General features: G+C 67.6%; 17 protein-coding genes, 1 pseudogene and 1 CRISPR repeat array. Of the genes and pseudogenes, 11 read left to right on the forward strand and 7 right to left on the reverse strand.

Going from position 1 to position 21,165, the window contains the following annotated elements:
* Positions 1-73 precede the first annotated feature (73 nt).
* A complete protein-coding gene (locus KF791_10990) occupies positions 74-1,069 on the forward strand; it encodes a hypothetical protein (GenBank protein MBX3733106.1) in 996 nt (331 codons plus the stop codon).
* Positions 1,070-1,114: 45 nt separating this feature from the next.
* On the opposite strand, the gene KF791_10995 is transcribed toward KF791_10990, so the two are convergent.
* On the reverse strand, positions 1,115-1,450 hold the full coding sequence (locus tag KF791_10995) for a hypothetical protein (GenBank protein MBX3733107.1): 336 nt from the start codon (positions 1,448-1,450) through the stop codon (positions 1,115-1,117).
* Positions 1,451-2,038: 588 nt separating this feature from the next.
* On the opposite strand from KF791_10995, the pseudogene cas1 reads away from it, so the two are divergent.
* The 7 genes and pseudogenes from cas1 (at position 2,039) to KF791_11030 (ending at position 12,218) form a co-directional block, all read left to right on the forward strand.
* Positions 2,039-3,554 (forward strand): annotated as a pseudogene (gene cas1 / locus KF791_11000) (CRISPR-associated endonuclease Cas1).
* 8 nt (positions 3,555-3,562) lie between these two features.
* The gene (cas2, locus tag KF791_11005; protein MBX3733108.1) at positions 3,563-3,853 is read left to right on the forward strand and encodes a CRISPR-associated endonuclease Cas2; all 291 of its coding nucleotides are present in this window, start codon (positions 3,563-3,565) and stop codon (positions 3,851-3,853) included.
* A gap of 405 nt (positions 3,854-4,258) precedes the next feature.
* A CRISPR array of direct repeats spans positions 4,259-5,255; the repeat unit is 36 nt; unit sequence CTCTCCGCGCCCGATTGGGCGCGGCCCCGTTGAAGC.
* 645 nt (positions 5,256-5,900) lie between these two features.
* Entirely contained in the window at positions 5,901-7,214 is a 1,314-nt protein-coding gene (locus KF791_11010; GenBank protein MBX3733109.1) for an amino acid permease, read from the forward strand.
* Between the two features lie 241 nt (positions 7,215-7,455).
* A complete protein-coding gene (locus KF791_11015; GenBank protein ID MBX3733110.1) occupies positions 7,456-8,853 on the forward strand; it encodes an ISAs1 family transposase in 1,398 nt (465 codons plus the stop codon).
* Positions 8,854-8,926: 73 nt separating this feature from the next.
* Positions 8,927-9,289, forward strand: coding sequence for a hypothetical protein (locus KF791_11020; protein MBX3733111.1), 363 nt, complete (start codon positions 8,927-8,929; stop codon positions 9,287-9,289).
* 170 nt (positions 9,290-9,459) lie between these two features.
* Positions 9,460-10,632 carry a cyclic nucleotide-binding domain-containing protein gene (locus KF791_11025; protein ID MBX3733112.1) on the forward strand — a complete coding sequence of 391 codons (1,173 nt, stop codon included), beginning with the start codon at positions 9,460-9,462 and terminating at the stop codon, positions 10,630-10,632.
* The gene (locus tag KF791_11030; GenBank protein ID MBX3733113.1) at positions 10,629-12,218 is read left to right on the forward strand and encodes an AbgT family transporter; all 1,590 of its coding nucleotides are present in this window, start codon (positions 10,629-10,631) and stop codon (positions 12,216-12,218) included. The genes KF791_11025 and KF791_11030 overlap by 4 nt, the downstream gene beginning before the upstream one ends.
* Here KF791_11030 and KF791_11035 read toward each other — a convergent pair.
* The 4 genes from KF791_11035 to KF791_11050 all read right to left on the reverse strand — a co-directional run bounded on the left by KF791_11035 (position 12,206) and on the right by KF791_11050 (position 14,349).
* A complete protein-coding gene (locus KF791_11035; GenBank protein ID MBX3733114.1) occupies positions 12,206-12,574 on the reverse strand; it encodes a hypothetical protein in 369 nt (122 codons plus the stop codon). The two genes, KF791_11030 and KF791_11035, sit on opposite strands and share 13 nt — an antisense overlap.
* Entirely contained in the window at positions 12,505-12,936 is a 432-nt protein-coding gene (locus KF791_11040; GenBank protein ID MBX3733115.1) for a phage holin family protein, read from the reverse strand. Before KF791_11040 ends, KF791_11035 begins: the two co-directional genes overlap by 70 nt.
* 12 nt (positions 12,937-12,948) lie before the next feature.
* A complete protein-coding gene (locus KF791_11045) occupies positions 12,949-13,266 on the reverse strand; it encodes a DUF883 domain-containing protein (protein ID MBX3733116.1) in 318 nt (105 codons plus the stop codon).
* A 93-nt stretch (positions 13,267-13,359) separates the two neighbouring features.
* Complete coding sequence (locus KF791_11050) at positions 13,360-14,349, reverse strand: Gfo/Idh/MocA family oxidoreductase (protein ID MBX3733117.1); 990 nt, start codon at positions 14,347-14,349, stop codon at positions 13,360-13,362.
* Between KF791_11050 and KF791_11055 the strand changes: the two genes are divergently transcribed.
* Positions 14,278-14,793 carry an HPr family phosphocarrier protein gene (locus tag KF791_11055; protein ID MBX3733118.1) on the forward strand — a complete coding sequence of 172 codons (516 nt, stop codon included), beginning with the start codon at positions 14,278-14,280 and terminating at the stop codon, positions 14,791-14,793. The genes KF791_11050 and KF791_11055 overlap by 72 nt on opposite strands.
* Before the next feature lie 14 nt (positions 14,794-14,807).
* Positions 14,808-15,089 carry an Asp-tRNA(Asn)/Glu-tRNA(Gln) amidotransferase subunit GatC gene (gene gatC / locus KF791_11060; GenBank protein ID MBX3733119.1) on the forward strand — a complete coding sequence of 94 codons (282 nt, stop codon included), beginning with the start codon at positions 14,808-14,810 and terminating at the stop codon, positions 15,087-15,089.
* A 49-nt stretch (positions 15,090-15,138) separates the two neighbouring features.
* On the opposite strand, the gene KF791_11065 is transcribed toward gatC, so the two are convergent.
* The gene (locus tag KF791_11065) at positions 15,139-17,751 is read right to left on the reverse strand and encodes a DUF3516 domain-containing protein (GenBank protein MBX3733120.1); all 2,613 of its coding nucleotides are present in this window, start codon (positions 17,749-17,751) and stop codon (positions 15,139-15,141) included.
* Positions 17,752-18,807: 1,056 nt separating this feature from the next.
* On the opposite strand from KF791_11065, the gene KF791_11070 reads away from it, so the two are divergent.
* Entirely contained in the window at positions 18,808-19,614 is an 807-nt protein-coding gene (locus KF791_11070) for a prepilin-type N-terminal cleavage/methylation domain-containing protein (protein ID MBX3733121.1), read from the forward strand.
* A 53-nt stretch (positions 19,615-19,667) separates the two neighbouring features.
* Here KF791_11070 and KF791_11075 read toward each other — a convergent pair whose 3' ends face one another.
* Positions 19,668-21,086, reverse strand: a complete 1,419-nt coding sequence (locus KF791_11075) for a TolC family protein (GenBank protein ID MBX3733122.1) — start codon at positions 21,084-21,086, stop codon at positions 19,668-19,670.
* Between the last annotated feature and the right edge of the window lie 79 nt (positions 21,087-21,165).

Here is a 21,165-nt window from a genome sequence, read left to right on the forward strand (position 1 = left end):
CGGCGGACCCGGCCTGGTCGCCGGGACGCTTCGTCCCGGCGGGGTTTGGCACTGAACCAGAATCCCTCATCCCATGATCCCGTTGCATTCATTGTTGCCCGAACTGGCCCAGCGCGAAGTGCGCTGGCTGCATGTGGGCGTCGGGCCCGGCGCGGACCCCGGCCCCGGCCTGCCCGCCGGCGAGTACGCCTTTGTCGAACACTATTGCGAGGACCTGAATTGCGATTGCCGCCGGGTTTTTCTCAAGGTGATCGAGCGGAACCAGACGGACCGGGTGCTGGCCAGCATCAATTACGGCTGGGAGAACGAGGCCTTCTACCGGGAACACATGCCCTGGGACCCCGAGGCGCCACGCCAGGTCGTTGAAGGCTCGCTCGACCCGATCAACCCGCAATCCAGGCATTCGGAGGAGTTGCTCCGATGGTTTCAAATGCAGGTCCTCGACGAATCCTATCGCCAGCGGTTGCGACGGCATTGGGAGTTGTTCCGGGACGAACTCCGCCGCCAGACGTCCGCCGCGTCACCCGGCTCTGGCGGGTCTGCCGACGACGACGATGTCCGGGATCGCCCGACCCCACCCAGCCCGGCAGCGCAGAAAATCCCTCCCGAACGTCATGAACGCTTCAACGAAGTCGTCGCGTTGATGGACGCCTTCGCCCGGCAGCACCTGGACGCGGAACTGACCGGATTCGTGATGGAACTCTGGAGCCGCATCTGCCGGCGCAAGGCGCCGGATTGCCTGCGCGGCAAGCCGGCCGTGTGGGCGGCCTCCGTCGTCCACGTCATTGCCCGCATGAACTTCCTCTTCGACCGCGGGCAACCGGTCCACCTGAAGTTCGATACGATCTGCAAGTTCTTCCAGACCAACAAGACCACGATCGGCGGCAAGGCGTCCGAGATTGAGCGCAACCTCCGGCTCCGGCAGCATAGTGAACCGGGTCTTTGTCGCAGGGAATTCCTCGAGTCCTTCACCATGGTCCGTTTGTCCAGTGGCATGGTCGTTCCCTGGAGAATGGCCCGGGAGTTGGGTTGCCTGCCTCCTGACGCGAAACTGGAGGACTTGTCGTAAACAGGACCCGTCTGTGGGTTCGCCGTTTCGGGCGGAACGGCGGAGCTACTTCCGGTGTGACCTCGCGGACCCCTTGCGGGCGGGCGAAGCGGCGCGGAACTGGGTGTAATGGCGCCGAATGCGCTCCACGTTGTCCGGATGGGACACCAGGTGGCGGAAGATGGTGAGAAATTCTTCGGCGTGCCGTCCCTGGGGCGCCGCAACAGCCAGATGGGCCCCGACCAGATCCTCCCATCCTTCCTCTCCATCGAACCATTTCCGATAGAAGGCCGCCGGCTCCCATCCATACCCAATCAAGGCCAGGCTGTGGCCGGGACGGTCGTTGTCCCAAACCTGGAACAGTGCCCGGCGGCAATCGCAATCGTCCTCGTCGCAGTACATCTCCGGGAACGAGTAGATTCCGTCCGGGATGACGCGATGGCCGGTGACCTGGACGATGAAGGTCTCCTTGGCGGCGACCTCCGGGAGGCGTGAGAAGAGCAGTTCGTGCGGCTTCCTATTGAGGGCATTGTGTCGGTTCCGGGGGGATTTTCAACCGCCCGGAGAGCCGACTCAGACCCTTGCCCCTGCAAGGAGTTGAATCCCGCCGCAGGCCTCCCGATCTGTGAGTTGACGCTTCCCGCAAGGCGCTGGACTGGAGTAGATTCCTCCTTGGCCAGCATTCAAGGAGCCCCCTCATGGATCCCAACCCGCCGTCCCTTCCCATTGAGATCGCCCCGCCTTCGATCCCATCCCGCCCGCCGCGCGACGCGGACCACTCAACCGCCAAAGCGGACCGCAACACGGTTCCGGAGGTGTTGCACTCCCCCCATCCCGCATTTCAGGCCGCCCTCGAGATCCTGAGAAACGAGACGAACGTCGCCCCGCAGATCCCGGATCCCGGCCCCAGACTTCATGTCGGATTGCCGCGCCCCGGATTCGGACCTTCCCTCCCCTTCGCCAACATCGCCCGAGCCCATCCCGGCCCGGATGCTCAATGAGTTCGTTTATTGCCCGCGCCTTTTTTACTATGAGCACGTCGAGGGCGTGTTTGTGGAGAATGCGGACACGGTCCGCGGTGCCGCCATTCACAAACGTGTGGATGCCGGCAGGGGCAGCATGCCACCCGCGCCCGGCTCCCAAACCGCACGAAAAAGCCGAGGCGCGGAAGCCGGTGAACCGGCACCGGCGGCGGAGGGTGAAACCGACGTCATCCACTCCCGTAGCGTCAGCCTGGGATCCGACCGCCTCGGTGTCGTCGCCAAACTCGACCTGGTGGAGGTCCGCGGCTGTTTGTCCCCGGGCGGTCAGGGCGATCTCTTTGTCGCGCGCGAGGTCATCCCTGTGGATTACAAAGCCGGGGCGCCCCGCGAGGGCGCCGAGGCCAACGAACTCTGGCCAACAGACCAGATGCAGCTCGGACTGCAGATCCTGTTGCTTCGGGACAACGGTTACGTCTGCAACGAAGGCGTCATCTACTACCGGGCCACGAAACAGCGGGTGCGGTTCGAGTTGACCGCGGAGCGCGAAGCGTGGGTGCGCGCCCAAATGGACGCGGCGCGCCGGACCATGACCGGCCCGATCCCGCCCCCGCTGGTCGCCTCCCCCAAATGCCGGCGCTGCTCGCTCGCACCGGTCTGTCTGCCCGACGAGACGCGGCTTCTTTCCTCAACGGCATCCGCGGCGGCACCGGCGGCTCCGGGCAACGACGGAACCCCGATCGCCTCCCCTCCCCCGGAGCGCCCCCGCCGGCTGATCGCCGCCCGCGATGACCAACGCGCCCTCTACCTCAACACGCCCGGGCTGCGGGTCGGACGCAAGGACGAGACGCTGACGGTCAGGCTGGAGGATTCGCTGATCGAGGAGGTGCGACTGGCGGACGTCTCGCACGTCGCCCTGTTTGGCAACATCCAGTTGACCACGCAGGCCCTGCAGGGTCTGTGCGACGCCGAGATTCCGGTGACCTACTTCTCCGGCGGCGGCTGGTTTTATGGCATCACCCACGGGCACGGTCTCAAGAACGTCTTCCTGCGCATCGAACAGTTCCGCCTCGCGCGCGACCCCGGGTTCGCCCTGCGCATCGCCCGTTGCCTGGTTCACGGAATACAGCGTCCTGTCGAAGGACTGCGCCATCGCCGCGGCGGCGGTCGGGTTCGATCCCTACGTGGGCTTCTACCACCAACCCCGTTTCTGGCGCCCCGCGCTCGCACTGGATCTGATGGAGGAGTTCCGTCCCCTGGTCGCGGAAAGCGCGGTGCTCACCGCGATCAACAACCGCATGGTGACGGCGGAGGATTTTGTGTCCGCCGGACGGGCGGTGAACCTCACGCCCGCCGGACGGAAGAAGTTCTTCCTGGCCTATGAGCAGCGCATGACGGGGCTGCTGACGCATCCGCTCTTCGACTACAGGGTCAGCTACCGGCGCGCCCTGGAACTTCAGGCCCGCATCCTCGCCAGAACGTTGACCGGCGAGATTCCCGAGTACGTGCCGCTGCTGACGCGATAACTCCGGTCATGCGCACCACCTACCTGGTCTGCTACGACATTGCCGACGACAAGCGTCTGAGGCGCGTGTTCCGGATCTGCAAGAATCACGGCGACCACCTCCAGTTCTCCGTATTCGAGTGCGACCTCAACGCCGTCGAGAAGACCCGGTTTGAGTCGGCGCTCAAGGAGGTCATCGAGCCGGGCGGGGATCAGGTATTGTTCGTCCGGCTCGGGCCGTCCGAGGGTCGCGGGGACCGGGTGATCACCGCATTGGGCATTCCGTACGTGACGATGGACGCCCCCTGCTATGTATTCTAGCCCGGGTCGTGCGCACCCTTTCGTCGCGAGGCGGAGCGAAAGCTTGGCTGGCAAGGCGGCCGAAGCGGTTCCGAGCCGGACTGTATGGGAACATACTGCCCGGTGAGGAACGCGAGGCCAACGCCGCCAGACAGGCTTGAAGCCAGCCGCAGCAGAAAGGGTGGGAACGATCCGGGCTGGCGCACCGGTGCAGGACGCCGGGTCGTGTTCCTTGACAGACGCCATCCTTGCGAGCGGCTGGGTGCTGCGGAAAGCCCCGAGGCGGCTCGCACGCCACAACCTGTTGAAACGCAGCGCGTCCGACGATCCGAAGTCCACCAAGGGCCCGCGACAGCAATCTGAGTCTGGCCACCTCTCGCAGTTGAGTTCTGCATCCCTTGGGACGTAGGATCTTCCGCGTTCGCTCTCTCCGCGCCCGATTGGGCGCGGCCCCGTTGAAGCTCACCTGCCGGCCCAATCTTTGAGGTAGGGGCCCTGCTCTCCGCGCCCGATTGGGCGCGGCCCCGTTGAAGCTGCCCATTCGCGAATTCACAATGCGAATGTTCCCCTCCTCTCCGCGCCCGATTGGGCGCGGCCCCGTTGAAGCGTCTAGGACTGCTTGTAGAGTTGTGACAACTGGACGTGCTCTCCGCGCCCGATTGGGCGCGGCCCCGTTGAAGCCCTTCGCGCAGGATGCGAGGGATTCGTTGACGGTATTCTCTCCGCGCCCGATTGGGCGCGGCCCCGTTGAAGCTCTGGCGGCTGCGTTTAATTCGCGGCTTCTATCTGGCATTCTCTCCGCGCCCGATTGGGCGCGGCCCCGTTGAAGCGGAGCAAGCTCATGGCCTCACGGTTGATAGCGCCGTGCTCTCTCCGCGCCCGATTGGGCGCGGCCCCGTTGAAGCAATCCACTTGTCCCACAATCCACGAAGGATCGTCCGCTCTCCGCGCCCGATTGGGCGCGGCCCCGTTGAAGCGTTTCGTGGCCGATAGCCGACTGCATTGCGAAGATCATCTCTCCGCGCCCGATTGGGCGCGGCCCCGTTGAAGCCCATCGCAGCAATGGCCGCCTCGACGGTCGGGAACTGGCTCTCCGCGCCCGATTGGGCGCGGCCCCGTTGAAGCGCCGGCGTCAATCTGACCGTCCACGTTGTCCAGAGTGACTCTCCGCGCCCGATTGGGCGCGGCCCCGTTGAAGCTTGATGCTGGCGGCACAACCGCTTCGACTGGCACGTCTGCTCTCCGCGCCCGATTGGGCGCGGCCCCGTTGAAGCAGCGCCGCCGTTAACCAGGATACCTTCCCCCAGTGACCTCTCCGCGCCCGATTGGGCGCGGCCCCGTTGAAGCGTCCTTGTTTGGAACCGTGTCCTTGGACGGAACCATGGAACTCTCCGCGCCCGATTGGGCGCGGCCCACCCTCCAATCGGTAGAGGCGTGTTCCACCGCGACCCTGAACAGCTCCGCTGCGCTCGTGGGCCAACGGCGGAGAACGCACGGAAGCACTCGACGCCAAGGCCTTCCCTCGATCCCCGATGCCACTCTACTCACCCGACGGGGGAAGTATCGGACACGCACGAGCGCGTCCCTACCAATTGGTAGGGGCGTGTTCCACCGCGACCCTGATCAATTCCGCTGCGCCCGTGGGCCAACGGCGGGGAACGCAGGGAAGCACCCGAAGCCATGGCCTTCCCTCGATCCCCGATGCCACTCCACTCACCCGACGGGGGAAGAATCGGACACGCAGGAGCGCGTCCCTACCAATCGGGGGCGTGTTCCACCGCGACCCCGAACAGCTCCGCTGCGCTCGTGGGCCAACGGCGCGGAAGCACTCGACGCCAAGGCCTTCCCTCGATCCCCGATGCCACTCTACTCACCCGACGGGGGAAGTATCGGACACGCAGGAGCGCGTCCCTACCATGGGATCGCTCTCCGCGCCGACGGCATGCACGGTGGAACCGGGCGCGACGACGCCCGGCGGGATGGCGTCTCGACGGGCGCGTTATTGTCAGGTAGTCGCAGGGGCAGGGGCCAGGCCCCCGGTCCGCGTCCTCGCCATTCAGGAACACCGATGAGCACAGAATCCGGAGCAAGCCGCCAGGGGCCCGCCCTCGTGCGCGCGGTCGGCGTTCCCGGCGCCGTGCTCATGGGTCTCGGTTCGATCCTCGGCACGGGAATCTTCGTCGGCCTGGGCGTCGCCGCGGGGGTCACAGGCCCCTCGGTGCTCCTGGCGATCGGGCTCGCCGCAGTGGTGGCCACCTTCAATGGGCTCTCGAGCGCAGCGCTCGCGGCAAGCCATCCGGTCAGCGGCGGCACCTACGAGTACGGCTACCGCTACCTGAACCCGGCGTTGGGGTTCACCGCGGGCTGGATGTTTCTTTGCGCCAAGTCGGCCTCCGCCGCGACCGCAGCCCTCGGCTTTGCAGGCTACGTCCAGGCCTCGCTCGACGTGCCGGGTGCGCATCGCGTGCCGCTCGCTCTTGCCGCCGTGGTCGTCCTGACGCTGGTGGTGGCCGGAGGGATCCGCCGTTCGAACCAGGCCAACGCAATCATTGTCAGCATCACGCTGCTCGCACTTGCCGCCTTCGTCCTCTTCGGCCTTCCATCCGCCTGGAACGGGAGCGGTGCCGACTTCTCGTCGCTGGTCTCCGGCAGCGGCCGGAGCCAGGGCGCCCGGGGATTTCTGCAGGCCACAGCCCTCATGTTTGTCGCCTACACGGGCTATGGCCGCATCGCGACCTTGGGCGAGGAGATTCGGGAACCACGCCGGCTCATTCCGCGCGCCATTGTGCTCACCCTGGCCCTCACCGCACTCATCTACGGGGCGGTTGGCGGCGTGGCCGTCGCCGCGATCGGGGCCGACGCGCTGGCGGCGGCGACCCAGAAGGCCGCGGCGCCTCTCGTCACCGTTGCCTCCAGCTTCAGCGTGCCCTTCGTGGCACGCCTGGTGGCCGTCGGCGCGATCACCGCCATGCTCGGCGTGCTCCTCAACCTGTTGTTGGGACTGTCGCGGGTGGTCCTCGCCATGGCACGCCGCGGTGACGCGCCATCCCGGTTTTCCGCCGTGGATGCCCACGGTTCCCCCAGGGCTGCGGTGCTGCTGGTGGGGGCCATCATCGCCTTGCTGACGACCCTCGGCAGTGTGGGGACGACCTGGTCCTTCAGCGCCTTCACCGTGCTGGTCTACTACGCGATCACCAACCTGGCCGCACTGCGCCTCCCTCCCGGGGATCGCCTCTATCCGGCCTGGATCCCGGCGCTCGGCCTCGCGTCCTGCCTGGGCCTTGCCTTCTGGGTCGAGCCGCTGATCTGGGGCGCCGGCCTGGCGCTGATTGCCGCAGGACTCCTCGCGCGGAGGTTATTGTCCCGCGCTGCGCCCGGTTAGTTCACACGCGTTCGGCTTCAGCAGCAACCCGCCCGTCCAACCCCGCCGGTTGGCGCGCCGGCGCGTGTCCGCGGACGGTCTGAAGCCGCCGGAAAGGGTCGGGGGGCAGGAGCGTTGGAATGAAACTGCGCCACGCGGAGCGGCGGCAGCGCGCATGCATGAAGGCGGAATGAGTGAGGAATGACGGGGGTTGGGTTGATTGTGCGGGACACCGCCCTTCCAACTTTTTAGGGTCCCCTGCGTGACGCGCTGCACCTCGCCCCGCAAAGAGCCCCGAGTTCACGAGCCGATCTCGTTGGATGACATCCGGATCCTCCCCCTGACCGATCCTTCGGACCAGAAGCGGCTCCAGCTTCTGCTCCAGGAGCACCACTACCTGGGCCGGATCAAACCCGTCGGCGAGCGGATGTTCTACGCGGCGCTCGACACCTCCGGGCGCTGGCTGGCGGTGCTGGTCTTCAGCGCGGCAGCCAAGCACCTCAAGGCCCGCGACCAATGGATCGGTTGGACCCGCTCCCAACGTGATCGTCGTCTGAGCCTGGTCGCCAACAACAGCCGCTTTCTCATCCTGCCCGGGATCCATCAGCCCAATCTCGGCTCGCGTGTCCTGCGGCTGACGCTTGATCGCCTCGGCTCGGACTGGCAGGCCCGCTATGGCCATCCCATCCTGTTGGTTGAGACCTTTGTGGATCCCGAGCAGTTCCAGGGCACTGTCTATACGGTCCAAGGATGGCAGGAACTGGGCTTCACCGATGGCTTCGGACGCCATCGCCGGGACTTCTACGTGGCGCACCACAAGCCCAAGCGGCTCTTCGCCCGGGAACTGGTCCGAAACGCTCGCCGAAGCCTGCAGTCCCAGCACCTGAAGCCGGCGTTGGCTGGGGTCGAGAAGAAGGCCGGAGCCCGCTGCTACGCCAAGGAGGCCGAACTGCGCGCCCTGACCGAGCATTTTCGCGACCTGCCCGACTACCGGACGCGTACGGAATCCTACCCGGCAAAGTCCCTGGCCACCCTGCTGCTGGTGGCGATGCTCTGTGACGCCCCACGCGGCCAGAAGGACCTCGCCAAGTTGGCGCGGCGCCTGACCCAGAACCAGCGTCGTGCCTTGGGAATCCGCCCCAGTCCGGACGGTTCCTTTCCGGCCCCTAGTCAGTCAACCTTCTCCCGCTTCCTGGGCCAGATCGATGCCCAAGCCCTCCATCAGCGCCTGCTGCAGATCCAGGCCAAGGTGCGGGGCCAACCTCCGGCCGAGGAGTTGATCGTGGTGGATGGCAAGGAACCCCGGCATGGACCCGGAGAGGCGATCCTGGGGGCGGTCAGCGTGCCGGGGCAGTTCTATCTGGGCTGCGCCCGGGTCGATACCAAGACCAACGAGGTGCCCGTGGCGCGCCAACTCTTCGGCACGATGGATCTGAGCGGGCGGACGGTGTCGATGGATGCCCTGCATACCCAGGACCAGACCGCCCGGGAGCTGGTTCTGGAGCACGGCGCTCACTACCTGATGACCGTGAAGAACAACCAGCCCACGCTGCGAAAGTCCATCGACACCACCGTCCCCGCCCCCTCGGCGGGTTTTTCCCCCTCTGCCCCCGAGCCGCACCCAGGCTCGGACGATCGAGAACAACCGCGGAGCCCGTGAAATCCGCACCCTGAGAAGTTGTGCCGTATCGGCCGAGGACATCGGCTTTCCGTTCGCAGCCCAAGTCGCCCGGGTGATCCGCCAACATGCGGGCAGAAAGAACGAGGAGGTCGGGCTGATCACCGACCTGGGGTCCGACGAGCTGTCGGCATCGCAATGGCTGGCGGCCAACCGTCAGGGCTGGGGGATCGAAAACGGCAGCCACCAACGGCTCGACGTGACGCTCAACGATGACCGGTGCCGCGTCCGCAGCGGCAATGGCCTGCTGGTCTTGGGCATGTTCCGGCGCCTGGTCATCAGCCTCTTCATGCACTGGCGCCTCCAACAGCCCAAGCCCCACCAAAAGTCGCTCACTGACTTCCAGTCCGTCATGGGCGAGGACAATCTTGCCAAAGCCATCACCTTCGTCACCTCCCACAGCCCAAAACTGCGCTGAGAGCTTCATGCATACGCGCTGGAGCGGCGGTGACCGGGTGAAAGAGGGCTCGCGCGAGGCCAGCGGTTGCCCCAGACTCATCGCGCCGATGACATCCCGCCGCGGTCGGCCGTAACATCGCCTGCCCACCCCGTTTCGCACCCCTCTCTCTCCACCCCCCAACGGTCCCGATGCGCATCGAGCTCCCCGAAACCCGGTTCTGTCGCAGCCTGTCGCCGGAGGATGTCGCGCTCATCCGGTCCCAGGGCGCCCGACGCCGCTTCGAGGCGGGCACCGAGGTGTTCCATGAGGGGGATCCGGGGGATGGCCTGTACATCATTCTCGAAGGATCGGTGTCCATCGTCACCCGGCTGCCCACCGGCCACGCCTGCCAGTTGTCGCGCATGGAGACCGGCGATTATTTCGGGGAAATGGCGGTGTTTGACGGCGAACCCCGCTCGGCCACGGCGCAGGTGGACGAACCGATGGAGGCGGTCTTCGTCTCCCTGGACCTGGTGCAACGGATCGTCGAGCGCACACCGCTGGCCGGCGCCATGCTGGTCCGCGACGCGAGCCTGCGCCTCCGGGACTTCAACCATCGCTTCCTCCAGGAATCCCTCCGCAGCGAACGGCTGTCGCTCGTCGAACGTCTCGTCCGCAGCATCGTCCACGACTTCCGGAACCCGCTCAACGTGATCGGCATCGCCGCCGAGATGGCCGCCGCCGAAAGCGCCTCCCCGGTCGCACGCCGCCAGGCCCAGGACCGCATCCTCAAGCAGATCGGCATCCTCAACCGGATGATGCAGGAACTTGTGGACTACACCCGCGGCTCACAGGGACCGACGGTGATGCCCAAGATCTCCTATGCGGACTTCCTTCGGGACACCCTGCTCGAGCTCGAGGCGCAGGCGGCGCAGCGCGGGATCCGCATCCGCGTGGTCGGAGGGCTGCCGCCCGTGCGCGTGCGGCTCGATGGCGCCCGGTTCTCCCGCGTGTTTCACAACCTGGCGCAGAATGCCTTCGAGGCGATGGCCGGCGGGGCGGAGCCGCTGCTCACGCTCCGCTTCGAGGTGACCCCCACCCATGTCGTCACCGAATTCACCGACAACGGACCCGGCATTGACCCCCGGCACCTCCCGCACGTCTTCGAGCCGTTCTTCACCCACGGCAAGGACCATGGCACCGGACTCGGACTCGCAATCTGCGAACGCATCGTGCAGGACCACGGCGGCCGCATCACGGTCCGCAGCGAACCCGGACGCGGCGCCATCTTCCTGATCCTGCTGCCCACGCCGCTGCCGGGGGACACCGACACGCTGTCCCGGCCCGACGCGGCGCCCGGCACCTCCGGCAACCCGCCATGAACCCGGCGGACGCCTCCCCTGCCGTCCGCACCCCGTCGCGGCTGGCCCGCGTCCTCAACCGTCTGGAACGTGCCGGCAACCGCCTGCCCGACCCGGTGCTGATCTTCGTCTGGGCGCTGGCGGCCGCCTGGATCGCCTCTACGGTCCTGTCGCAGGTGGCGTTCACCGATCCCGATCCCCGGACGTTTGTCCGCGATGCCGCCGGCCAGGTCGTGGCCTCCTCGCCGATCACCATCCGCAACCTGCTGGCCCCCGCGGCCCTCACGACCTTTCTGTCGCGCATGGTGCGCACCTTCACCGAATTCCCGCCCCTGGGAGTGGTGCTGGTGGCAATGCTCGGCGTGGGGGTCGCCGAGCAGACCGGATTCGTGCACGCGGCCATCAAGTCCCTGCTGCGGATCACCCCACGGGCCCTGCTGTCCCCGATGCTCCTGCTGGTGGCGCTGTTGAGCCATTCGGCCGGAGACACCGGTTACGTGCTGGTGGTGCCGCTGGGTGGCCTGCTGTTTGCGGCGGTCGGGAGGCATCCGGTGGCCGGCATCGCCTGCGCCTTTGCCGGTGTGGCCGCCGGGTTCAGCGCCTCGTTTCTGCCGTCCACGCTCGATCCGCTGCTGCAGGGTTTCACCCAGTCCGCAGCCCGGATCCTCGATCCCGGGCGTCAGGTGAACCCGCTCTGCAACTGGTATTTCATGAGCGGATCGAGCCTGCTCATCCTGGGCGTCGGCTGGTGGCTTACCGACCGGCTGATCGAGCCCCGGCTGCGCGCCGGTCTGCCCGTGGACACCACGGAACCCGCGGTCACCGAAGGACTCGGGAAACTCACCGACCCGGAGCGCAAGGGGTTGCTTTGGGGTGGCGGCAGCGCGGTGGCGGTGGCGGGACTGGTGACACTGGCGTGTCTTCCGGCGGCGTCCCCGTTTCGTGCGCCCGACGGCGGACTCACCAGCCACGGCGCCCCGCTCATGGACTCCATCGTCCCGTTGATCGCCCTCGGATTCTTCATTCCCGCAGTGGCCTACGGCTACGGGGCGGGGACGGTCCGCAGCCACCGCGACGTGGTGCAGGGCATGGCCCGGTCCATGAACACCATGGGTTACTACCTGGTGATGGCGTTCTGCGCCGCGCAGTTCACGTATGCCTTCCGCGAATCCAACCTCGGTGCCCTGCTGGCGATCCGCGGCGCCGACCTGCTCCAGCGCTGGTCGCTGCCGGGCGGGGTGACGGTGGTGGGCATCATCCTGCTGGCGGCGGCGGTGAACCTGCTGATCGGGTCCGCCTCGGCGAAATGGGCCCTCCTGGCCCCGGTGCTGGTGCCGATGCTCATGCAATTGAAGCTGTCCCCGGAGCTCACCCAGGCGGCATTCCGGATCGGGGATTCGAGCACCAACGTGATCACCCCGCTGTTCCCGTACTTCCCGTTGATCGTCGCGTACTGCCAGCGGTACTCGCGGACCGCGGGCATGGGAACCCTGATCGCGAGCATGCTGCCGTATTGCGCGTGCTTCCTGGTGCTGTGGACCGTGCTGCTGCTGGCCTGGTGGGGACTGGGGATCGCCCTCGGCCCGCAGGCGACCTACCGCCTTTGAGGACGCCCGGCCGGGGACGCGGCGGTGTCCGCCGCCGGGCGGGAGGTCAGCGCCTTCCACAGCGGGTAGGCGGCCACGGCCAACTGGACCAGCCTCAGGCCGCGGCGCACCCACACCGGACCCGGGCGCAGCGCCGCGGAGGCCAGCAGCCCGGCCACGGGCGCCACCCGGGCCACCCACGAACCACCGCCCGGCGCACTGCCCGACCGGAACCACGCGGAAACCGGGGACGCCCAGGTCGCGACCTCGCGCAACCGCCGCAGGTCGTCGCGCAGCGCCGCCCGGTTCAGTTCGCCTTCGAGGAGGAGGAGCTGCTTGCGGAGGCGGAGGGTGTCGCGGGAGCGGCCTGAAAACATGCCTGGTCCTTCTTGAATTCGGCGAGACTGGAGGCGAACGGACGGGATTCCTGCAGCCGTTGCCACACCCGCCAGACCGCCGCCGCGGCGCCACCGCCGTAGAACAGGGTCAGCCCGAGCAGGGCGGCCAGCGGATGGGTGTCCCAGAACAGGTACAGCACCGTCCCGGTGAGCAACGCGAGCGCAAACCCGGCGCCCAGCACCGCCAGGAGACACAGCACGACCACCTCGAGCACGCGGTCGCGCTCCTCCTGGAGTTCCAGGAGGAACAGTTCGAGGCGGTTGGCCGCCAGCGCGCCCAGCGTGCCGGCGGCGCGGCGCAAGGAGGCCAGCAGTCCCGGCGATGGTGCGGTGTCGCTCATGGAGCGGCCGGCTCAACGACGGCTCAACAGCACCCCGAGCACCAACCCAAATCCGAAGGCGACCCCCACCGATTCCCAGGGATGCGACCGCACCGCCTCGTCAGTCTCCCGCAATCCGCGACGCACCTGATCGAGGGTCCGGCCCTGCAGTTCCTCGCAGGTGCCGCGTGCGGACCGCAGGGCGGCGTTGAGCCGGGTCCTCAGTTCCTCAATGCGGGTATCGGCCTGGCCGGCGGTGGCCGCCAGCAGCGCCTCGGCATCGCGGGCAAGGATTCGAAGATCATCCACCACCTTGTCGGCGGTGATCGTGGACACTTTGGAGTCATTCATGGTGATTCAGATTCGGAGTTCGCAACCCCGGGAGCCTAGCCCGTCGGGGCGGTCCGCGGCAAATGGAGGTTCTGCCGGGGGCCGGGCCGGCATTCACGCCATGCCGGAGGCGCGCAGCACGGTTTCCTGGACGATGCGCTCGACCCCGGCGGTCACCGGCAGCGGCGCTTCGCCGCGAACGGCCGCGGCCAGGGCCTGCAGTTCGCCCACATAGCGGCGGTACGGGGGCAGGTCCACGCCCACCATCCCGACCGGAGGGATCCGGTCCCCGGGGGCCAGATCGAACCCAAGAACGGGGGGCTCGACCGGTTGTAATCGCGCGAGGCCGCGGGTGCCCGTCACCTCGACGCACCGGTGGGCTCCCGCCCCCGGCTGACGCGGCGCACTCGTGATGAGCGCCAGCGCCCGCGGGTACTCCAGCACGGCCAGCGTATTGTCGGCGAGGTCGTCCCCCGGCATTCCAAGGCGCTGCAGGAACGGCGTCACGCGATCCGGACGCCCCAGCAGGCGCACCACAAAATCCACGAGATGACATCCCTGTTCGAACATCGCCCCGCCCGCGAAGGCCGCCCACTCGCGTCGGGACTCCGCGCCGGCCAGCGTGTTCATGGTGGCCCGGACCAGGAAGACCTCGCCCAGGCGCCCGTCCCGTACCGCCTCCTCCATCGCGGCCAACCCGGGATGATGCCGCCACATGTAGCCCACCTGGAACACCCTCCGGCGCTCGGCCGCGAGCGCCACCAGCGTGTCGAGGGCCGCCAGGGTGTCCGCCGGGGGTTTCTCCACGTGCACATGCTTCCCGGCCTCCAGGGCACGCCGGGCGTCCTCGGCATGCCGGGCCACTTCAGACTCCACGACCACCACCTCCGCCCGGGCCACGAGTTCCTCAAACGGGATCCAGGGCACCGCCGGACGATGCCGCGCCCGCACAGCGGCCTCCCCTTCATGAACCCCGATCACTTCAAACGCACCGGACTCCAAGGCCGCCTCGAGCTTGCCCTGGAAGTGGGAATGTCCGGCTCCAAGAAACGCGAGGCGAATTCGCGGCGCGCCGGGTTCGGCAGCGGCGAGGATCCCGCCCACCCCCGCTGCGCCGGCAAGAAAGTGTCGGCGGGAAATCATGGGGTCAGCCTGCCCGGCCGGCCCTCGGGCATCACACCAATTTTTCATTCACCGCCATCGTTCCAGGATTGGCAATTGGACATTCCCACCCCAGCCTTGGCGGCGCGAGTGAGCCCCTCCATCGTCCACAAATCTCCGTCCGTCTCCCGGGAAGTAACCGTGTCCAACCAGCTGGGCATTCACGCGCGTCCGTCCGCGCAATTCGTCAAGCTGGCCAGCCGGCACGTTTGCGATGTGTGGATTGAAAAGGATGACGAGACGATCAACGGCAAAAGCATCATGGGATTGCTCATGCTGGCGGCGGGGCCCGGCTCCGTCCTGCGCATCATCTGCAGCGGTCCGGGGTGCGAGGAGGCCCTGCGCGAGCTGGTGGATCTGGTCGAAGGCAAGTTTGGCGAGCTTTAACCGAAGGGGATCCGGTGTCCGATTTTAACATCCACTACGTGGCGCGCCTCGCGCGCATCGAACTGACCCCGGAGGAGGAGCGCCACCTGGGGGCGCAACTGGGCCACATCCTCGACTATGTGGCCAAGCTCCGGGAGGTGGATGTGAACGGCATCGAGCCGACCGCGCACGCGTTTCCCCTCGAAAACGTGACCCGCCCCGACGTGCCCTGCGATCCCCTGTCCCGGGAGGACGCCCTGCGCAACGCACCGGCCGCTTCCGGCGGCCTCTTCATCGTGCCCAAAATTGTGGAGTAACCCGCCCGGCATCGCCGTCGCCGTGCAATCCGGACGTCGCTCCCCGGAGTCAGGCTTCCGCGGAGAATGCCCCGACCGGCCCCAGCGAACACCAGCGCACCACCGGCTCCCCGCGGTCCCGTGAGGCGTCGAGGTCCACCTCGAACCGCGCCACCCAGTCATTCAGCCCCTGCGGGTCCACCAGCACCTGGTCCACCTGCCAGAGACGCCGGTCCCGCACCGGCATGACATGGGTGTGCCGCCGGTTGCGCGCCTCGGGATCGAGCAGCATCCGCTCGTGCCCCTGCAGGTAGGCGGCGCACGCGGCGGACAGCGTCATCGCCGGATCGGGGGCCGGCCCGGCTTCGGACGGAGGCACCGGCCCGAACGCCGCCTTGTCGCCGGGCAGCGGCTCCAGGGCTGCAATCGCCGCACCCGGTTCCCCGTCGGCGACGGCCCTCAGGAAGGCGAACAGCCGGACGCGCACCGCAGCGGTGAATGCCTCAGCGTCCCGGGTGACATCCTGCGCCGCCGCCTCGGCGCCCGGCGGCCGGACTTCCGGGGCTGCGGCCGGCACGTGGTCTGGATTCCGCATCTTTTCCCACTCGTCCAGGAGGCTGGAGTCCACCTGCCGCAGCATGGTGGCAAGGTACGCCTCCATTTCCCGCACGGTGTCGTCCTTGGCCGCGTCCGGCACGGTCTGCGCCAGCACCTTGTACACGCCGTGGACGTGGCGCAGCAGGACCCCTTCGGCCCGCTGCAGATCATAGCGCCGGATGTAATCGGCGAAGGACCGGTACTCCTCAAACATTTCCCGGACGATGGACTTGGGCCGGATGTTCTCCTGCCCCACCCATGGATGTCTCCCGGCCCAGGCATTGAACGTGTCGTAAACGAATTCGCGCAGGGGTTTCGGATGTTCGAGCTTTTCGAGTTCCTCAAGGCGCTGATCGTAGTCCATCCCCTGCGCCTTCCACTCGGCCATCTTTTGTCCCCGGAGCCGGTACAACTGGGCGCGCAGGATCACCTCGGGGTCCTCGAGGATCGCCTCCACCAGCGTCAGCACGTCGAGGGCGTACCCGGGGGCCTCGCGATTGAGGAGCGGCAGGGAGTCGAGCAGGTAGAGGGACAGTTCATGGTTAAGCGAGAAGTCCTCGGGCAGGGCGACGTTCACGCGAAGCGCGGCACGACGGGCGCGACCCGGTGACGCATCGCCTGCGGGCACGAACTCGATGATCTGCCGGTCCACCAGCGATCGGAACAACTGCCAGGCCCGTCGGCGGTGGACCTTCTTCTGCCGGTCCGATTCGTGACAGTCCCGCAGGAGGTCCCGCATCGCCCGGCAGCCGTTGCCCGGACGCCCCAGCACCTGGAGCAGCATGGCGTGGGTCACCTGGAAGCGGGACGAGAGCCGCTCGGGCGGCGCGGCCTGGAGGCGCTCGAACGTCTTGCGGTCCCAGGCCACAAAGCCTTCCGGTGGCGCCCGCCGGCTGATCTTGCGTCCGGAGGATCGCGCCTTCTCCTCCAGCCTCAGGTTCTCGATCACGTGTTCGGGCGCCTGGGCGACCACCCAGCCCACGGCGTCGAAACCCTTCCGTCCGGCGCGCCCGGCAATCTGGTGGAAATCTCGTGCGGTGAGAATCGCCACCTTCTCCCCGTCGTACTTGCTGAGCCGCGTGAAGAGCACGGTGCGGATCGGCACGTTGATGCCGACGCCGAGGGTGTCGGTGCCGCAGATGACCTTGAGCAGTCCCTTCTGGGCCAGCTGCTCGACCAGCACCCGGTACTTGGGCAGGAGACCGGCATGGTGCAGGCCGAGTCCGTGGCGCAGCCATTTGCGCAGGTCGGGACCATGAGGGCTGTTGAACCGGAACCCCTCGATGGCGGCGGTCACGGCGGCCTTCTCCTCACGGCCCGCCACGTTGAGGCTGGTGAAGTTCTGCACGTTCTCGGCCGCCTCGGCCTGGGTGAAGTGCACCACGTACACCGGGGCACGCCCCGCGGCGACCAGGCCCTCCAGTGTCTGGGCCAGGGGCGTCTCCGCGTACGAGAATTCCAGGGGCACCGGCCGGACCGCCGACGCCACGGTCGCCGTGGGATGCCCGTTCAACCGCGTCAACGCACCGGCGAAGGATGCGGTGTCCCCCAGGGTGGCCGACATCAGGAGAAACCGGGCCTGGGGCAACGTGAGCAGCGGCACCTGCCAGGCGACCCCGCGCTCCCGGTCGGAGTAGTAGTGAAATTCGTCCATCACCACATCCTGGACCCGCGCCTCCGGACCGTCCCGCAGGGCGATGTTTGCCAGGATCTCGGCGGTGCAGCACAGCACCGGCGCCCCGGGATTCACCGTGGCGTCGCCCGTGGACAACCCCACGTTGTCCGCCCCAAACTCGCGGCAGAGGGCCATCCACTTCTCGTTCACCAATGCCTTGATGGGGCAGGTATAGACCGACCGGCGCCCCCTCGCGAGCGACTGGAAGTGCAGCGCCGCGGCCACCAGGGATTTCCCGGAACCGGTCGGGGTGTTGAGGATGACATTGCGATCCTCGAACAACTCCAGGATCGCCTCCTCCTGGGCCGGATACAGCTCGAGGTCACGCGCGGCGACGTGTTCCAGGAAGGCCCCGAGGAGGGCATCCGCCCCGGTCGAGGACAACCGCACCAGCTGATCGTAAAGCGTCACTGCGACGATCAAGCCACGGGAACCGTCCGCGGGCACGACCGGATGTTCCGGCGGGACGACGCCTGCCGCCCGGGCGCATCTCAATTCCTTGGATGAGGCGGAAAAGTCTCCCGGTCCAGCAACTCCCGTTTCAAGACAGCCACGACCCAGACTTGGCGGGGCAACACGGGAGTCCTCGCGAGCCGTCCGCGTATGCAGTCCCCACGGGTCAGGCACCAGGTCACCCGTACGGTTCGGCGGGAGCCTCACCCCACCGGGTAACGGCCTCACCCCATCAGGCTAGACCCGCAGCCCATCAGACCGCACATCAGTTCCCCAACCCGGGGGGGACGCTCCGCAGAGCCGTCCGCGTGTGGGGTCGCCAAAGGTCCGGCTCGCGGCGACACGTACGGTTCGGCGGGAGCCTCACCCCGCCAGCTCACCCATCGCCCCCCCGGAACCTGAACGTAGGGGGACAGGTCATTGGTGGCTCGCAAACAGAGGGAGAGGTCAATGGTCCCGCAATTCCTTGGATGAGGCGGAAAAGTCTCCCGGTCCAGCAACTCCCGTTTCAAGACAGCCACGACCCAGACTTGGCGGGGCAATACGGGAGTCCTCGCGAGCCGTCCGCGTATGAAGTCCCCACGGGTCAGGCACCAGGTCACCCGTACGGTTCGGCGGGAGCCTCACCCCACCGGGTAACGGCCTCACCCCATCATGAACGTAGGGGGACAGCTCATTGGTGGCTCGGCAGCCCATCAGACCGCACATCAGTTCCCAACCCGGTGGGGAGTCCTCGCGAGCCGTCCGCATATGCGGTCCCCACGGGTCACCGATCGCCCCCCGGAACCTCAACGTAGGGGGACAGGTCATTGGTGGCTCGGCACCCCATCAGACCGCACATCAGTTCCCCAACCCGGTGGGGACGCTCCGCGGAGCCGTCCGCGTGTGGGGTCGCCAAAGGCCCGGCTCGCGGCGACACGTACGGTTCGGCGGGAGCCTCACCCCACCGAAACTCTGAGAGGCACCCACTCCGGCCTTGTCGTCTCCCGACCGGGGAACTAACCCAAGGGAGGCATGCGCTCCCCCACGGTCCCCCGCCCCGCGCGTCGCGGCTTCACACTCATCGAACTCCTGGTGGTCATTGCGATCATCGCGATCCTCGCCGGCATGCTGCTGCCGGCTCTCGCCCGGGCAAAAACCAAGGCCGCCGCGATGAAGTGCGTGAGCAACCTGAAGCAGATCGGGCTCGCGAATTTCATGTACGTCAACGACTCCGGAAGGGTCCTGCCGTACACGCTCAGCGGCGACCTCTGGATGCGGGCGCTCGTCGGATTGTATTCCTCTGTGGATGCCGTCCGCATCTGCCCGACCGCCCCGTTCAATCCCAGACGGCCGACCGGTTCCGCGACCACCGCGTGGGTCTGGGGCAGCGAGCTCCGCCCGGGGACGCGCGAGCCCCGGTGGACGGGCAGCTACGCGCTCAACGGGTGGATGTATTCGGGGGACTGGCCGGACGGCGCGGGGCTCTTTCCGAGGGTGCGGAACGCCTTCCGAGCGGAGGCCGACATCGTGTCGCCCTCCACGACTCCCGTCTTCTGCGACGCGATGTGGGTGGATGCCTGGCCGCAGGAGCAGGACCGTCCCGCCCCCAACCTGCTGGAAGGGGACTCCGGCCTGAATGCCGGGATGTCGCGCCTCGTGCTCGCCCGGCACGGTTCCGGGCCGTCGGGCGTGCCGCGCACCCTGCCCCGCGGCGCGCGCCTGCCCGGATCCATCAATCTGGTGTTTGCCGACGGCCACGCAGCCCCTTCGCTCAATGAGCGCCTCTGGGACCTGACCTGGCACAAGAACTGGACCAACGGCACCCAGCGTCCGCGCTGACAGGGTGGAACGTGGCCCGGCGGACGTTCGCTTCCCGAAGAAGCACCTCCGGGTCAGGGAGCCGTGAGATCCTGCGCCGTCGCCGCCCGGTAGTCCGCCAGGGCCCGAAACACCTCGGCGGAGGCATCCACATCCAGATTCCTGGCGTCCATGGCCGCCTGCTCACGCAACTGGAGGGCCAGAAGATCGGTCGCTCCCAGGCGGAAACGGTCCTCCTCGGCCGCCAGCAATTCCTGCGCAAGGTCCACATTCAGCCGGGTCTGGCGGGTCTGGTCATGGGCGGCCAGATACGCGGAGAAGGCGTCCTGGATCTCGGTCTGGATCCGGTCCCGGGCGAACCGCTCCTCGTTGGACAACTGCTCCAGCAATCCGTCCACCTCGACGATCCTTCCGCGCGCCTCACTGCGTTGGAGCGGCACCCGGAATTCAAGCCCGGCGCGCAACTGGGGCACGCTGAGGTCCTTGTAGAGCTCCTCCCCAAAGTTCTGGATCACGCTCACTCCGGCGTTGAGGTTGGGCTGGAGCTGATTGCGGGCCAGGCGGCGGTCCACCTCCAGTTTTTCACGGTTGAGCTGGAAGCGTCGCAGTTCGGGGCGGACCTGGAAGGCGGCGGCGACGGCCGGCCCCACCTGGGTGGCCGACAATTCCGGCATCTCGGGAAACCCGGGGGGCAGGCAGTCGAGCGGTGCCACGATCGGGCTGTCGTTGGGATCCCGGTAAAACAGGGACAGGGTCAGGGCCGCCGCCTCAAACCGGCGCCGGGACTGCAGCAGGGTCAGCTCGCGGGCGACGATCAGGCGCTCGTTGTCGGTCAGCACGATGCGGGGGATGAGGCCGGCGTCGAACTGGTTGGTAAGGGCGAAGGCGCGGGCGCGGGCGACGGAAAGCAGGTTCGAGGCGATCAGGTAGCGCTGGCCGTTGGCCACCCAGTTGAAGTAGGCGACGGAACCCGCCCGGACGAAATCGAGCTGCTGGCGGGCGATCAGCGGGTCGGCCAGTTTCTGGTCCAGGCGGGCCTTCAGTACGGCCGCGCGCCGCCGGTCAATGGATCCGTCGCGCAACAGCGGCACCTCCAGGCCCAGGCGCATTTCGCCCGCGCCCTCGGTGCGGGTGTAGTAGTAATCGGGCAGCCGGTCGCCCCAGGTGTAGCGATAGCCCCCGAAGATCGTGCTGCCCCAGATGCCGGTGAACTGCTCGAACCCCACGTCGCCCGTCCCTGTTTCATAGTAGCCGATTGGCGTCCCGAAGAGCTTCGCGAACGCGTTGAAGTCAAAGGGCCCGCTGGCGCTCTTCAGCCGCCCGGCCGCAATGTCCCGCTCAATGAGCGCCCCGAGCAGCGGCGGATACTGGTTCGTGACCGAGGCCAGCACATGCTCGAGGTGCAACGGACAGGGACCCACCGCCTGCAGGGGCTCCACCGGCGCCACCCCGGCCTGAAGCAAGCCCACCAGCAACCCCAGCAGCGCCAGCACACCCCGGGGCCCGCGGGCCGCACCCGCCCGTCGCTGCGGGACGGACGGGACGCAAGGGACGCACGGGAATTTGGAATCG

It is taken from the genome of Verrucomicrobiia bacterium (genome assembly GCA_019634635.1).
GTDB lineage: Bacteria > Verrucomicrobiota > Verrucomicrobiia > Limisphaerales > UBA9464 > UBA9464.